Genomic DNA, 15,128 nt, shown 5'->3' on the forward strand with positions numbered 1-15,128 from the left:
TTCGCCGAATTTTTTTAATTACAAATGACTTTGAACTTCCTTCAAGAACTATTCAAAATAATGAACAAGTAGAAACATAGTTAACTAATGGCTAAAATTTCAGAATCACAACAAATATAAAATAAGGTTAATTAAGTTACTCACTTTATTATGTATCGATTTTTTGGAGATAGAAAATGAAACAACCGCAACAAAATTCTTCCGCAGCAACCATCGCTTTTCTAGCAATGTTTATTACATTTAATGTCGTCATTGCCCGTCTGGTCATAATTCCTGTGCCTTGGACTCACGGAAATGTTAATCTATGTGACAGTGGTATTTTTATAGCGGCTTTTCTTTACGGTCGTAAATCCGGTGCTATTGTCGGCTCTCTAAGCGGTTTCTTATTAGATATGATTTCCGGTTATAGTCAATATTTGCTTTTCTCCTTTATAATTCATGGCCTGGAGGGCTGGATAGCGGGTGTAATCGGTAAACATACTGCTGGGCCCTCGCAAATTACCGCCGTTTTGGTAGCTGGTCTTATCACCATTGGCGGTTATTATTTAGCTGATACCATCTTATATGGTAACTGGGCAGGCCTAGCCGATATTGTTCCTAATATAATTCAAATCGTAGTTAATGCTGCTTTAGCAATTATCTTAAAACCTTTCATTCAAAAACATTTTTCCAGAAAGGGCTCTTTATGAATCGTCCTATTCAACCTATGATTTTAACGCAGGATTTGTCGACGGTCGGCAAGCTATCCTTATCGGCAGCGCTACCCATTTATGCCGCGGCTCAAGTACCGGCCGCCCTTTTGCCCACTGCACTTTTATCCACGCAAACAGAAGGTTTCGGTACTCCGGTGCAACTTTCTACTCATCAATGGCTGCAACAAACTTTAAACCAGTGGCAAACACAAGGGCTGCATTTTTCAGGAATTAGCGTCGGTTATTTGGGGGATATTCATTTATTTCCAATTTTAATCAATTTTATATCTCGCCAAAAACTGCCCTTAGTTATCGTTGATCCGGTACTGGGAGATAATAACCAACTATATCCCCAATTAAATGAAGCTTTCATTAGTAAAATGTTACAGCTTTGTCAATGGGCTGATGTTATCACACCTAACTGGACAGAGCTGCAACTCTTAATCGGAAAGCAGGTATTAGTTGCCCATCCTAGTTGGTCTCAAGTTCAAAATAGTATTTTACAGTTGGACCAAATGCTGAAGCATCATACTAATATTATTGTTACCGGCATTCCTGAAAATCAGGCAGTCACAACTATTTGGCAATTTAATCACCAATTTCACAAACAAAATAGCTCTCTACGGCCGGGACATTTTTATGGCAGCGGTGACGTCTTAACGGCAGTTTTAGGCACTCTTTTATGGCATAAACTTGACTTTAATCAAGCTGTCACTTTAGCAATTCAAGAAATTGGTCGTGCTTTAGATGATACGATTGCTACTAATTATGAACGCCGTTTTGGAATTAGTTTAAAGCAATTATTAAAAGACTTAAGCAATTTTTCGTTTAAGCAGTGCTAAATAATTTGTTAATTAAAAAAGAGAGGTTTTTATGCTTTTTATACAATGACCACTCTTCTAACTAAATTTTTTCTTATCAAACTTCATTCAAACGGTCTTTTAGGCAGCTGATACTTAATAATACTTTGCGACTTTTCTAATAAAAAAATTGCAGCAAAACGCGCTCCAATTTTTCTTAATTTGAACTTTTACCCAATTTATTCACTTATTATGACTAATGACTTAATCGCCTGCCGTTGATCCATAGCTTCATAGGCAGCTTGAATTTGTTCTAAATTAAACCTCTTAGTAAAGACTCGTCCCGGGTTGATTTTCTTAGTCAAAACTGCATCTAATAAAATCTGGCGGTCATAAGTAGTCACACTGGCAATCCCACCGCGTAGACCTACATTTTGGTAAAATAAAGCATTAGTATCCATAGTTGCTTGTTGCGGAATTCCCACACGCCCGACAACTGCTCCCGGACGAGCCATCTGGGTTGCCATTAAAACAGCCTGCTCAGTTCCCACACATTCTAAAACAGCATCTGCACCGGCATTCGCAGTTAATTGTTTGACCTGATCAATAGCAGCCTGATCACGTGCACTAACAACGTCAGTGGCTCCAAATTCTTGAGCCAAACGGGCGCGATCTTCATGATGGCTTAAAGAAATTATTCTGTCAGCACCACGTAATTTGGCAGCGATAACACCACATAATCCCACAGCTCCATCACCTACAACCACCACGGTATCTCCTGGATTCACTTCAGCACTGGCGGCAGCATGATAGCCAGTAGCCATCACATCCGAAAGTGTTAATAAGGAATTTAACATTGCATCATCATAATCCTGCGCTTGGCCCGGAATCTTTACTAAAGACCAATCAGCATTAGAATAGCGTAAAAATTCGGCTTGGTAGCCGGGGTTAGTTCCCGGCTCTTTATTAAAGCAATTTCCTTCAAAACCTGCTCGACAGGCGGCACAATGACCACAACCATGAGTAAAAGGCGCAATCACAAAGTCACCAGCCTTAATTTGTTTGACTGCTGAGCCTACTTCTTCAACTACTCCAATGGCTTCATGACCAACTCCTTTATTAGCCTCTCGTTCTTCTAAACCGCGAAACCACCATAAATCCGATCCGCAAACACAGGCCCGTAAAACACGAATAATAGCATCAGTAGGCTTTTGCAATTGCGGGCGTGGACGCTCCTGAACTGCGATTTTGCCGGGTTCAATAAAGATTGCTGCTTTCATTGTAAATACCATCCTTTGATTAAAACTTAAATTCTGCCGCAGTTTATTAAAGCGCTTTCCGGCTCCAACTGCGGTATCTAAAATTGAAACTTTCCTAATATCAAAAGATCTTATTAGAGTTAATCAATAATTCTTGGTGATTAGTATAGTATAACTAAAAGTAAAAATACAGGTGCAAATCAAAGTCCATATCCGTGTGAAAGAAAATTAGGCTTTAATATTTTATAAAAAATGAGCGTCCTTTTTACTATGTAATTTGTTGGTTTATTCTAGCAGGCTTATCTGCAAAAAATCTCCCTCTTAATTTCACAAGAAGAAGATTGGAGGTCTTTTTAGTTTTACCTAATTGCGTGAACCATTTTCTGACACTAGTTAGTGCCCTGCACAAGGTCATCAATTTGGCGAGAATTGGTTATCGCAGTATCTAATAAATCATTTTCCCAATGGCGCGGGCTGACCAGCTCCAAGGACCACGGACCATCAAAGCCAGTTGCTTTAACAGCATTGACCCAAGCTTGAACATCAATATCCCCTTCACCAACAGCATAATCACGCTGTACCAATTCATCCCATAATTCACCAGGATGGGGCAAACGGCCATCACAAATATGCACTCCAATAATTTGGTCTTTATCTAATTTGGCGATATCTTGCGGCTGATGCCCGGAAACATACAGATGCCAAAAATCAATTACTAAACCTACGTTATCCATGCCGGAACGTTTGATAACTTCCAGGGCTTGTTCGATTTTATTAAACTTGGTATAGCCCACTAATTCAATTTGTAATTTAATGCCGCCATACTTCATTCCCATTTCGGCAAGTGCCCGGATATTATCGGCCAACACTGTCAGCATCTGCTCTTCCGGTAAATAATCTACTTCATGCATAGTCATAATTTGCACAACAGGACAATGAAAGGCCTGCGCTGTCCGAAAAATTCGTTCTGCTTCTGCTAGCAATTGTTCGCGTTGATGACCTTGGTGGCGGCCAATTTCTTTGATTGCATTAATATTACCAACATTTAAACCGTAGTTATCCAATAATTTTTGATATTTCTCAATGGTGCCGCCGTGCTCCAAATAACGAAATAAATGCTCTGGTAGTAACTGCACGGAATCAAATCCTGCTTGGTAGGCTATTTTAGCCTGAGTTACTACATTAGAATAATTAAATGAGTAGCCGTGTAATCCCTTAATCATTGTAAAAGTTCTCCTGACTGCCCCTAATGTCGCATCTGTCTGTTTTCCAATAACATTAGTAGGCTCTCTCTTCTTTTTAATTCATTTAAAGCAACAACCGCTCTCTTACATATGAACCCTTTAAATAAAATAGTGCCCAACAATTTGTTTTTAATGACAACTCTAGTAAAACTTATCAGATTGAGTTGTTAATAACACATTTGAAAATAATTAACAAATCACTGATTTCACAACGGCTTCAATCTTGAGAGCGCATCCAATTGGCGCCTTGTGCACCCTCAAAAAAATCGGATTCTGACAAGCATTTTGAATAGTGCCAGTTTCTCTATTTTTAAAAACAAAACCATTTAGTGCGGTCGATATTCTGGCATACATTTACTTTAAGTACTGCTATTTTAGCAGGCAAACTTCTTTTTAAAATTCATCAAGCCCTGATAACAGGTCAGATGGTCATCTTCCATCGGAAAACCGGAAATAGCTATTACTCCTACCATTCCCACTTGTTCCACAAAAATTGGAAAAGCGCCTCCATGAATAGCGTAATCATGATGACTCAAACCGTTGCGGCGATAATATTCTTCCTCATCAGCGTTATTATCTAGGCGTACGAACATGGAACTATGCTCATGATGTAAAACTACATTCCGTTTACGAGCGGCCCAATAATCATTTTCAAAAGTTGTCTGACTGCCCGCACGCACATATACCAGTCTGCGACCTAATTGGATAGTTACAATCAGCTGCTCAGGATCACCCACTGCAGCTTTGCGTACTTCTTCTCCTAATTGATAAGCATCAGCTAAAGTAAAGTGCTGTAAGACTGTCTCTTTTTCTTGTTGTAAGATTAATTCTTTAGTAAGTTTCATTTTGAATTTTCCTTATTCCCAATCCGTGCCAATATATTGATCCATAATATCAGAACATTTTTGAGCATTTTCTTTTAAATCCTTTTCCCAATTATCAGGACTGACTAATTCTGAGGACCACATGCCATTATAGCCGGTAGATTTGATTGCATCAGTCCATTGTTGAATGTCAACTTCACCTTCGCCGACCATGTAATTTCTTAACACCTGCTCATCCCAAGGTTGACCATTTTTGGGACGGATCCCATCGCAAAAATGAACTCCGTAAATCATTTTAGGATCTAAGGCAGCTACAGTTTGAGGAGTATCAATACCAGCCACGGTAAAATGCCAAAAATCTAATAACAAACCGACATTATCCATGCCGACCCGTTTAATAACTTCTAACCCTTGACTAATATGATTAAACTTGGTATAGGCCACCAACTCAATCTGGAAGCGGATTCCGCCGTAACGCTTCCCCAATTCAGCAATTGCCCGAACGTTTTGCACCAAAATGTCCATCATCTGTTCTTCTGGTAAAGCATCCAATTCATGTAGAGCCAAAATCTGAATTGTCGGACAATGCAATTCTTGAGCAATTCTGCATAAACGCTCGGCTTCGGCCAACATTTCTTCTCGTTCCCCATTTTGGTAACGTCCCATGCCTTGTAAAGCGTTGATACAACCCACTTTAACCTGATTTTTTTGAGTAATTTGATTGTATTCGCTGGTAGTGCCGCCATGCTCTAAATACCGTAATAAATGTTCCGGCAACAATTCTAGTGCCCCATAACCGGTCTCGTGAGCAATGCGTGCCTGGGTCACTACATTACTATAATTTAATGAAATTCCATGTAATCCTTTAATCATGAAAAACCCTTCTTTCTTTAAAATTTTTAAATCCTGTCAGTTTTAGTTACGATAGCGTTTTCTTCATTATTTCTAAATTCAATAATAGCCACCACTTTTCCAAGTTTCAACCATCAAAATCTCAAAATAATAATTTTATCCTAATATATAATCAACAATCAATCTATATATAATACATAATACACCAAAAGATTATAATAAGGTCTTGAAAGCACTTTCTTTTTTCGTGATTCGATTAAGATCTGTTGTCAATAAAAAACCTTCGGCAATAATAAATATCCGAAGATTTCTAGTAATGATCTCTGATATTGATAAAGCAAGTTTAACCCTCAAAAAGTTTTTTGACCATGTCTTGTAAAGGATTACAAATAAATTAAGGGTTCTCTTAATCAAGATAGTTTTACCGCGACTGCTTGTAAGCAGGAATTTTTAAAGTTGCTTTTTCCGCCGGATGAGTAGTTTTGTACAGCTAATTGCCGGTCAGATAATCCAAAATATGAAAGAGAGCCGCTTGATTAGCTTGGGGCAGAGGCGTTTGCATAATTTCTGCTGCTGATTGCTGTAAAACTGAACCAGCGATATATGGCGCATCATTGACCACTATTTCTTTGACATTATCTACTTGCGGTTCTAAATGAAATTGTAAGCCGACTGCTTGGTGGCCTAGTACAAAGCCTTGATTAGTCAAATTATCGTTCGAAAATAATAAAGTTGCCTTTTTGGGCAGTTCAAACATTTCTTCATGCCAATGCAAGACTGTCAACTTATCCGGTAAACCGGGAATTTGCGCTGATTGCAAAGTCACCGGACCCCAGCCGACTTCTTTAACAGGGGCTTTATGAACTGCGTAACCGAGAGTTTTTACAATTTGTTGGGCGCCAAAGCAAACTCCTAAAATTGGTACTTGCTGCTGCAGCAAAGTCTTAATTAATTGCCGCTCTTGCAAAATCCACGGCAACTGGTCATTGGGACTCATCGGTCCCCCTAAAATTACCAAAAAATCAGTTTGAGCTGCTGAAGGCAAAACTTGAAATTGATAAGGATGATAAACATAAAAATCGTATTGATGTAAATGAGCCCACGTTTGAATAGCACCGGGACCTTCATTGGGTGTATGTTGTAACACATTAATAATCATCTTTAATTCCCTCTTTTTTCGACAGAAAACTGGCTAAGAACGACTTTTCTACTGGAATCACTAGAATACACTAGAGCTCATTTTTTACATAACTAGCAAATAGTCCTAATGGCAGAGCAATTTTGCTAAGTATTTTTTAATTCTAGCATAATTAGTAGCTCGCAGACTAACAGCAAGTTAATTTTGATAGACAAAAAAAACCGCTATTAAAATAAGAGAAATTTAATAGCGGCTTTTTCATAAGCTAAGATTATTATTTTAAGTATCTTTTTCGTTCATGAATTGCAGCGGTATTATATTACCGGCATTCATCGTATTTTGGGGATCAAAACAAAGAAACAGCTTTTTTAATAAGGGGTATGAACTGCCGTATTCTTGCTTAATATAAGGTGCCCGTGCTTTACCAATCCCATGATGATGTGAAATCGAGCCTTGGTGTTTCAAAGTTTCTTCCACAATAATTTTATTCAACGGATCATGGTAGCGGGCCATTTCTTCTTCAGGGGCAACATCTGCTACTTTAAAAGCATACACAAAATAAATATTGGTTCCATTGACATAACTATGGGAAGAATGCCCACCAATGCCGAGCAAGTTAGGTATTTCTTGCTTTACTCTTGTAGTTACCGCCTCAAATATATCAGCGACAGTACTCCAAGGCGCCGCAATTTCCGTAGTAAAACCTACATAAGGCAATTTTTGCATTTGTTGTACTTCTTGATCAACATTAGTTTGATCCCAAGTTAAGTTCTGAAACCAATCAATGATCGGTTCCAACGGCTGAATTGGGGTCACTTGGGAAGATTTTTGGACAATTTCTTGGATGCCCTGGGCAGTGGCATCGGAAATTTTTTTAGGTCCTTCACTTCGAAAAATCAAAATCGGTTGTTTATTTTCGGGGAAATATTGACTCCAATCCACTGGATCATATAAACGGATAATGGACGGTTTATAGCCATTAACCATGACTTGACGTAAAATTTGAAAACCTGCGCGCATTGTAGCCACATTATAGGCCAAATAGTGATAGTTTTGCGGCCAATAAGGAAAAACTTTTACTGTTACTTCCGTAATAAACGCCAGCGCCCCTTCACTACCCAAAAAAAGATGGCGTAAATCCGGTCCCACCGAGCGGCGCGGTTCATTTTTAATCCGAATAATTGTGCCATCGGCCATTACTGCTTCCAGACCCACTAATAAATCTTCAATGCCGCCATAATAAGTGGATAACTGGCCAATACTGCGGGTCGCTACTAACCCGCCAAAATCGGCTAAAGGTTGCGATTGCGGCAGATGACCGGTAGTTAAGTGTTTATCGTTTAAATATTTTTCCGCAATAACTAGGGGCAAGCCGGCTTGAGCAGTTAATTGTTGATTTTCCACATCCAGTTGAACAATCTTATTTAAATGGGACCCATCAACTATAATATGTGGCTCTCGAGCTGATTCTAACCCCCGTTCAATGCTGGAATTACCCGTGCGGGCAATCACATTGATCCCCTGCTCATTCGCATACTTTAGAATTCGTGCTACTTCTGCCGTATTATTCGGATAAACAATGGCCACGGGCCGAGCGGCAGTATAAATCTGATGTGCCTGCGGATATTTGCGATAAAAATCTTCGCTGGCTTTTTTTAAATGGTCCGCGTCCAGATCAATTTGTTTTGATGTTACAAGCTCTTGTAACCGGCTAATAATCTGCTCCTTATTTAATGCTTCTGTCATGATCTTCTCCTTTTTAATCCCAACTAGCAACAATCGGTGCTCCTGGCTCTTTTTCCTGCGCTACACCATTAATCGTGGCGAGGTGTTTCATTACTGGATCAGTTAATTGATGTAAAGTTGAATACTGCGCATAAACTGCTTGATAACGAGCCACATTAGCTGCAATTGGTTGAAAAGTATCCTGTGGATGAACCATTTGTTGAATTGCTTCAATATAATTAGTATAAACACCTACGCCTACAGCTGCATTAATGGCAGCACCCAAACCTGCCGCATCAATTACGGCATTTCTCTGCGTCGGCAAATCATAAATGTCCGCAATTAATTGCATAAAGACATCATTTTTAGCGCCGCCACCAGTAACAATTAATTTTTTCACGGGACGTTTTAATTCTTCGATCATCGCTAACGAAAATTGCTTTTCCGTCATCGCTAAACCTTCCAAAATTGCCCGAAACATATGCGCTCGTGTATGGCGGCCATCAAAACCAATAAAAGCACCTTTACGAAAATAGCGATCCGTTGCCGGCAGCCAATCCATTAACGCCATTAAACCGTCACAGCCGGGGGGAACTTCTTTAGCTTCCGCAGTTAAGACATCCAAGGTGGATTTTCCTTGAGCGGCACCGATTTCTTGAAACTGGTTAGCAAACCAACTCACAGTCCACATTCCTCGAGAAATCCCATTACTTTCATACAAATATTCATGGGGAATATCCGCAAAATTGGACCAAAAGTGCTTGCTAGAACCATAAGGCCAAAATTTATCCCCTTGCATCATCGAGGTTACATAAGTTCCTAAAGAAAGTAATAAATCCTGACTTAGCGGCAACCCCGTACCCAAAGCTTCGACTGCCTTATCATTAGCAGTGGCAAAAACCGGCGCTCCTTGGGGCAAACCCGTTTTTTGAGCCGCTTGGGCGGTAATCGTTCCTAATAAAGAACCGGGAGTAACTAGTTTAAAGAGCATTTTGGGTGTTACATTAAAATACTGGTAAAGCTGATCATTTGTTGACCAATCCCAAGTATCCATATCCACCGGCCAACCATAATAATTCGATACCGTATCTAAATGCTGCCCTGTAAGTCGCGAAGTCAAATAACCGGTACTTGTAGTTAAATAAGCGGCATCGGCGACTTCTTTTTTATAAGGAGCGTGAGTCCGGCTGTCCAGCCAGCTAATTACCGGCTGGGCCAAATTACCATCTTTTCTTAACACGACCCGATTGAAACGAATACTGCCCAAACCAATGGCAATAATATCCTCAGCTTTTCCCGGAAATTTTTGCATCAGATCCTGACAAGTTTTTTGCAATGAATCCCACAAATCATCATCTGGATGTTCCACTACTCCGTTAGGTCCCAAATGAAACGGGCGCAGTGATTGCGACTGAGAACAGAGAATTTTCCCTTGTAAATCAAAGATGGTAATTTTATTACTTTGTGTACCCTGATCAATTGCTAAAATGTATTGACTCATGGAGCGTATCCTCCTAAATGTTCTACTTCATTTTAAAAATCATGACCCTACGCAGCCTGAATTAAGATTGAACTAATTGCCGATTTTGATAATCCTTACTATATTGATCTGCGGCGCGCATGGCAGCTAATAAGGCTTCAGGACTAGTATCAAAACGGAATTGTTCCAAATAAAATTCCGGCTTGGCCGCAAAACGAGTTACTTTTAATAAATCTTCATCGGTCGCTTTTTCCCAACCGACATCCGCTAAAGTGGTCGGCAGGCCCACACTTAAGAAAAAGTTCAGATACTTATTAATCGTAGTTGTTGCGGCGTTTTGTAAGAACATCTGAGTTAACAAAGCAAAGGCTACTTTTTCACCATGCATGAGATGTTTGGTGGATTTTAAGACAGGAAAAGAATTCTGCAGAGTATGGGCAACACTAGTACCGGCATTCTCAAAGCCCAAACCACTCATCAAAATATTCGCCTCAATAACGCTGTCTAAAGCCGCAGTCACTACCTGTTGCTTATTCGCTACTAAAGCTTGGGCGCCATATTTAAAAATAGTCTCTGTCGAAGCTTCGGCAATTTTGATTGACGTTATAGTATCCAACCCAATTGCATTATTGAAACCTTTAATGTCATAAACCGCCTGGGCCTCATAATAAGTCGCTAAGGCATCGCCAAAGCCTGAAATTAAAAATTTAGTAGGTGCATGGGCAATAATATTTGAGTCTACCAACACCAAATCAGGACTTTTAGTATGCAATTTATAACTATTAAAAGTTCCATCCTCGTTATAAATTACTGATAACCTTGAGGTCGGCGCATCAGTTGAAGCTAATGTCGGAATAATTATGGTATTAATCTTGAGCTTTTCGCCAATTTCTTTTGCAGTATCTAAAGTTTTACCACCGCCAATTCCCGCTACAAAATCAATGTCACCATCAATTTCATCTATTGCTTTTTGAACGGCTTGCGGTGAAGCTTCTCCGCCAAAATCGAGCTTGCTCACTTGAAAATCATTATCCTTTAAATAGGCAATAAACCGATCGCCAACCAGCTGATAAACATTGTCATCACCAACAATGGCCAACTTTTGCCCCCAGCGTTTTAAATAAGTCACCGAATTAAATAAAATATCCTTAGCTTGAATATAATTAGCGGGACTGATAAATATTTTCGGTAATGCGATTTTCATTTTGTCTACCTCCATTCACTGCATCCAAGAGTGCTAAAGCTAATTAGGCGGAATCGTTAACAATGATCGTGCCAGATTATTTGCTCTTAGTGGAAATGCGCCTATTTTCCCACTAATTGCCTAATTTCATTTTAAAAGCGCTTACACATGTAATGCAATTAAAGCGCTTGCAATTATTTGCACAAACGCTGGAAAAATCCTCTCTCTAAGAGCCTGACTTAATAAAAAAGCAGCAACCAGCTTCTTAGAGTGGTTACTGCTTTAAAATCAATTTTTAGCGGTTATCATGACCGTGAAAATTATGCGGGGTGCCGCCGCTTTGCCAATAATGTTCTTGATAATATTGCCGTAAATCCTGCATCGCTAGTTGATAATTCTGCCAGGCATTACTCATACCCCGATAGTGTGCTTGATTAGTTATATTTTGTCGTAACCGGGTTAAGGCAGCATAAACCGGCTGTACTACTTGTAATACGGTATAGCCGCGCTTGACATAATATTGGGGCTTTCTAATGGCGTGAATTACCGCCAACAGCGGCTGGGTTTTTGGTGGCATTATAACAGGCAAAGTAGTCAAAGTCTGTTGCACTTTTTGGAGGGTGTGACACCAAGTCGGACTACTGGAAAGCGCAGCCAGAGTTAGATTTTGCTGAATCTGCTCTAACTTTTGGGCTATTTTACGAGAGGCAACTTGGCGATATCGAGTATAACTGCTCAGACAATTTATTAATTGGGCTAACTGAAGATCACTAGTACGTAAATAAGCTTGCTGCTGTGAGGTTAATAAGGTAGCGTTTGCTAATTTTTGCAGCCGTTTTTGAAAAAGTTTCAGCGGTAATTGACTATCAGTCGGTAAGTTTTGACTCCAAACCGCCAATTGCTTCAGGGTTGTTGTTTCCAAATTCAGCGCGGATATCTCCTGGAATAATTTACAAGGCTGATGATAGCGTGCCCAATACTGCTGCTCTAAGGACATAGCCTGCTGCTGCATGAGCTGCCACTGTTGTTGTACTTGGTGATTTTGCTGGGCGGCTTTCTTTAACTGCTGCTTGATTTGCCGTTGGAGATTTTGCAATTGACGATGGGCTTGTTTTACAAGTAAGCGGGTCTGCTGGCGCTGCTGTGTCTGTTGTTTCAGCTGTTGTAAATATTCGGGCATTAATTTTTGTAATTGTTCTTCTCCCTGCAGTAAGTGAAGCAGCTTATCATTATTATTCATCTTGATCAATCCCGATTAGACGCACTTCGGTTCGCGGAAATTTTTTTTCATTGAGCTTCAGCGACTTAATGCCGACAATGCGACTATCACGAATAGCTAAATCTTTAAAAATACTATCCATGATGGCCTTTTCCAAGTTATCAATATCGGGAGCCGTTTTGCGCATTAAACTCTTCACTGTTTTTTGGTGTTGGGGAATTTGCAAATAAAAAATAACTTCCATTAAAACTCCATAAGGATTTTGAATAGTCTGATAGAAATCATCATTATATAACTGGTGTTGCAGCAGATAATCCTTGACGGCCTGCATATATTCAGTATATTTTGTCGGATAATAAGTAATTACTTTGCCCCGATTGCCGCTGTTTTTGACAAATTTAAATTGCGGCCGCGGCGTTGCTTGGGGCGCGAACGGAATAACTGCCTGCCACTCACTCATGATTTTGCACCTGCTTTTGATATTTGTCATATTTCTTTTGTTTAGCAGCCGGCCAGCGCTGCAAAATTGCGCGCGCCTGCTGTTTTTGTTCAGCACTGCCCTGCTGTAAATCAATTAATTGTGCAAATTCCAGATTGTCGGTAATCTCACCCCAGCCATATTGATGCAAAGTTTTGGTTAATTGCGCTTCTTGATGATCTAAATCAGCTTTAGCCGCCTTTTTAGCTGCTAAATCAGCTTTTTGGGTTAAATACTTTTGCCAATCAGCATTTTCCAGTTTGATCAAGGTCTGCACTTGCTGCAAAGTAAATAATTCTTCAATACTGCTGGTTTCCTTTTTGATCTTGTCCAAATAGCGATAGAGAGTATTGCGCCCGATACCCAATTCCTTGGTTACTTGGGTACGATTAGCCAAATGCAGCAGCCAATCTCGAAGTCTTTTTTGCGATAAATCACTAAAATGAATCATTCCTAACTTATATGGCCGATACATAATCTCCGCACCCCTTCTTCTTTAGTCCTATCATACTGGAAAATCAATTTTAACGAAAGTTTTTCTCGCCAATTTTCTGATAAAAAATAGCCCTCAAGGGCCACTTAATGAAAAACAACTTATTTATCCAGATGGGTGGAAGCCCCCGTAATACTATCCGGAAGATCATCAGGGTCAATAGTCTGAGACTTCGCAGCTGATTGTGAAGCTCCGGTTAAAGCATCCATATCCGGTTTAGGGGCAGCAGGAGCGGAATTTGAGGGTACTAATTTTTGTCCAGTCTGCTGTAAATACCAGTTAATCAACGGCATAATATCGACACTCCACTCATTGACACCGGCATAGTTGCCCGCCTGATCATGGACCGCTTTATAAAAATAAACCACATAGCTTTCTTGATTATTAGTCGGCAAGGGAATTTTGACAAGGTCACTTTGACCAGTTTTTAAAGCATGCATCACCTGCTTGACGTAAGAAGAAATTTGCTGAGGATGGGTATTCTCTATGGAATCGCCGACTTGCACCGCCAATTTCTGATTTTTTTGATTTTCCGGACTATTATTATAGTATAAAAATTGATTATTTGAATCCACGAAAGTCAATTTTCCCGGTAAAGAATTCAAAAGATTAGTTAATTGGTCAGCTGTTAAAATTCCCCGATCTAGTTGTACATAATTATCTCCGCAAGTAGCCTGAGTTTGGGCTGCAGCTTGTTCGACCCAATCACTGGCCTGCATATCTACTCCTTGAATTGTGGTTTTCAAAGGATGATTACTGGATAAATCTTCCTGCTCAAAGTCTGAATTTGCCAAAATAAAAACCTCCCTTGTACTTATAGTTAACCTCATTATAGACTTCTTCTCAAGCATTAGCTACTTAATTCACAATAAAGAAACAAACAAAAGTTTTTTATTGAACAATTTATTAAATCAGCCGCGATTTTGCTATTTTGAACAAGAAAAAACTCCTTTGTTGTTGAAACAACAAAAGAGTTTTTCGTGATTTTCTCAAAGAATGCTATTTAAAGCAATTAAAGAAACCACCAATATCTTGTAAAATTCCTGAGCCCAGTGCTAAAGCACCTTGAACAATATTAATCCATGAAAACATTGTTGCCACCCCCCATTAATTTGTTGATATTGCAGAAAGAGAATTTGCAAAGCGTCCCTACGCTTTACAAAGTAATTATAACAAAAAAATAGCCGCAAAAACGGTGGCGGTCGCCAATTAAATAATTATTGTGCTCAAAAAGGAAAAATTTTTTGATGTCGGCGACAAAGCGCATATGCTTGACAGATGCAGCAGATATCAGTACATTAATCTTAATATCAAGGGATTATGGGAGGTTTCAAGATGCTCAAAGAGTTTAAAGATTTTATCTCTAGAGGTAATGTAATTGACCTAGCCGTCGGGGTCATTATTGGGGGTGCCTTTAATAACATTGTCAACGCTTTAACTAAATATATCCTTAACCCGTTTATTGGTTTATTTTTAGGACATATTGATCTGTCATCCATTGTTGTCGGCAAATTTAAAATCGGGGATTTTCTCAATTCCATCATTGAATTTTTGATTATTGCTTTTGTGGTCTTCTTAATTGTTAAAGGCATTAATAAATTACATCATCCCCAAGACCAGCCAGCTCAGCCAACGCCGGAACAGATGTCAGAAAAGTACTTAGAAGAAATTCGTGATTACTTAAAAAATAATCAACAACACCTCAACCAATAAATTAAAAAGCCGCCGTTCAAGGCGGTTT

The 15,128-nt window shown here is 39.5% G+C and carries 15 protein-coding genes; 3 read left to right on the plus strand and 12 right to left on the minus strand.

Annotated features, from left to right (window positions below; all coding sequences use genetic code 11):
- Positions 1 to 176: 176 nt before the first annotated feature.
- Together JG29_RS04515 and JG29_RS04520 are read left to right on the plus strand one after the other, a co-directional pair.
- Positions 177 to 689, plus strand: a complete 513-nt coding sequence (locus JG29_RS04515; protein WP_045922777.1) for an ECF transporter S component — start codon at positions 177 to 179, stop codon at positions 687 to 689.
- Positions 686 to 1,534, plus strand: coding sequence for a bifunctional hydroxymethylpyrimidine kinase/phosphomethylpyrimidine kinase (locus JG29_RS04520; RefSeq protein WP_045922778.1), 849 nt, complete (start codon positions 686 to 688; stop codon positions 1,532 to 1,534). The genes JG29_RS04515 and JG29_RS04520 overlap by 4 nt, the downstream gene beginning before the upstream one ends.
- A gap of 197 nt (positions 1,535 to 1,731) precedes the next feature.
- On the opposite strand, the gene JG29_RS04525 is transcribed toward JG29_RS04520, so the two are convergent.
- The 12 genes from JG29_RS04525 to JG29_RS04580 form a co-directional block, all read right to left on the minus strand.
- Entirely contained in the window at positions 1,732 to 2,772 is a 1,041-nt protein-coding gene (locus tag JG29_RS04525; RefSeq protein ID WP_045922779.1) for a zinc-binding dehydrogenase, read from the minus strand.
- 368 nt (positions 2,773 to 3,140) lie between these two features.
- Positions 3,141 to 3,974, minus strand: a complete 834-nt coding sequence (locus JG29_RS04530) for a sugar phosphate isomerase/epimerase family protein (protein ID WP_045922780.1) — start codon at positions 3,972 to 3,974, stop codon at positions 3,141 to 3,143.
- A 395-nt stretch (positions 3,975 to 4,369) separates the two neighbouring features.
- Positions 4,370 to 4,840, minus strand: a complete 471-nt coding sequence (locus JG29_RS04535) for a heme-binding protein (protein WP_045922781.1) — start codon at positions 4,838 to 4,840, stop codon at positions 4,370 to 4,372.
- Between the two features lie 12 nt (positions 4,841 to 4,852).
- Positions 4,853 to 5,692, minus strand: a complete 840-nt coding sequence (locus tag JG29_RS04540; RefSeq protein WP_045922782.1) for a sugar phosphate isomerase/epimerase family protein — start codon at positions 5,690 to 5,692, stop codon at positions 4,853 to 4,855.
- A gap of 469 nt (positions 5,693 to 6,161) precedes the next feature.
- The gene (locus JG29_RS04545; RefSeq protein ID WP_045922783.1) at positions 6,162 to 6,830 is read right to left on the minus strand and encodes a type 1 glutamine amidotransferase; all 669 of its coding nucleotides are present in this window, start codon (positions 6,828 to 6,830) and stop codon (positions 6,162 to 6,164) included.
- A 258-nt stretch (positions 6,831 to 7,088) separates the two neighbouring features.
- Positions 7,089 to 8,555 (minus strand): FAD-binding oxidoreductase, encoded by a 1,467-nt coding sequence (locus tag JG29_RS04550; protein ID WP_045922784.1) that lies wholly within the window; start codon positions 8,553 to 8,555, stop codon positions 7,089 to 7,091.
- A gap of 13 nt (positions 8,556 to 8,568) precedes the next feature.
- Complete coding sequence (locus JG29_RS04555; RefSeq protein ID WP_052696310.1) at positions 8,569 to 10,035, minus strand: FGGY-family carbohydrate kinase; 1,467 nt, start codon at positions 10,033 to 10,035, stop codon at positions 8,569 to 8,571.
- A 61-nt stretch (positions 10,036 to 10,096) separates the two neighbouring features.
- Positions 10,097 to 11,218 (minus strand): glycerol dehydrogenase, encoded by a 1,122-nt coding sequence (locus tag JG29_RS04560; RefSeq protein WP_045922785.1) that lies wholly within the window; start codon positions 11,216 to 11,218, stop codon positions 10,097 to 10,099.
- Positions 11,219 to 11,492: 274 nt separating this feature from the next.
- Entirely contained in the window at positions 11,493 to 12,437 is a 945-nt protein-coding gene (locus JG29_RS04565; protein ID WP_045922786.1) for a hypothetical protein, read from the minus strand.
- Positions 12,430 to 12,876 carry a RusA family crossover junction endodeoxyribonuclease gene (locus tag JG29_RS04570; protein ID WP_045922787.1) on the minus strand — a complete coding sequence of 149 codons (447 nt, stop codon included), beginning with the start codon at positions 12,874 to 12,876 and terminating at the stop codon, positions 12,430 to 12,432. Before JG29_RS04570 ends, JG29_RS04565 begins: the two co-directional genes overlap by 8 nt.
- Complete coding sequence (locus JG29_RS04575) at positions 12,869 to 13,369, minus strand: hypothetical protein (protein ID WP_045922788.1); 501 nt, start codon at positions 13,367 to 13,369, stop codon at positions 12,869 to 12,871. The genes JG29_RS04570 and JG29_RS04575 overlap by 8 nt, the downstream gene beginning before the upstream one ends.
- A gap of 119 nt (positions 13,370 to 13,488) precedes the next feature.
- Positions 13,489 to 14,181 (minus strand): PAS domain-containing protein, encoded by a 693-nt coding sequence (locus tag JG29_RS04580; protein WP_052696311.1) that lies wholly within the window; start codon positions 14,179 to 14,181, stop codon positions 13,489 to 13,491.
- Between the two features lie 541 nt (positions 14,182 to 14,722).
- On the opposite strand from JG29_RS04580, the gene mscL reads away from it, so the two are divergent.
- On the plus strand, positions 14,723 to 15,100 hold the full coding sequence (mscL, locus tag JG29_RS04585) for a large conductance mechanosensitive channel protein MscL (RefSeq protein WP_045922790.1): 378 nt from the start codon (positions 14,723 to 14,725) through the stop codon (positions 15,098 to 15,100).
- Positions 15,101 to 15,128: the final 28 nt, after the last annotated feature.

The organism is Bombilactobacillus mellis (genome assembly GCF_000967245.1).
Taxonomy (GTDB): Bacteria; Bacillota; Bacilli; order Lactobacillales; family Lactobacillaceae; genus Bombilactobacillus; species Bombilactobacillus mellis.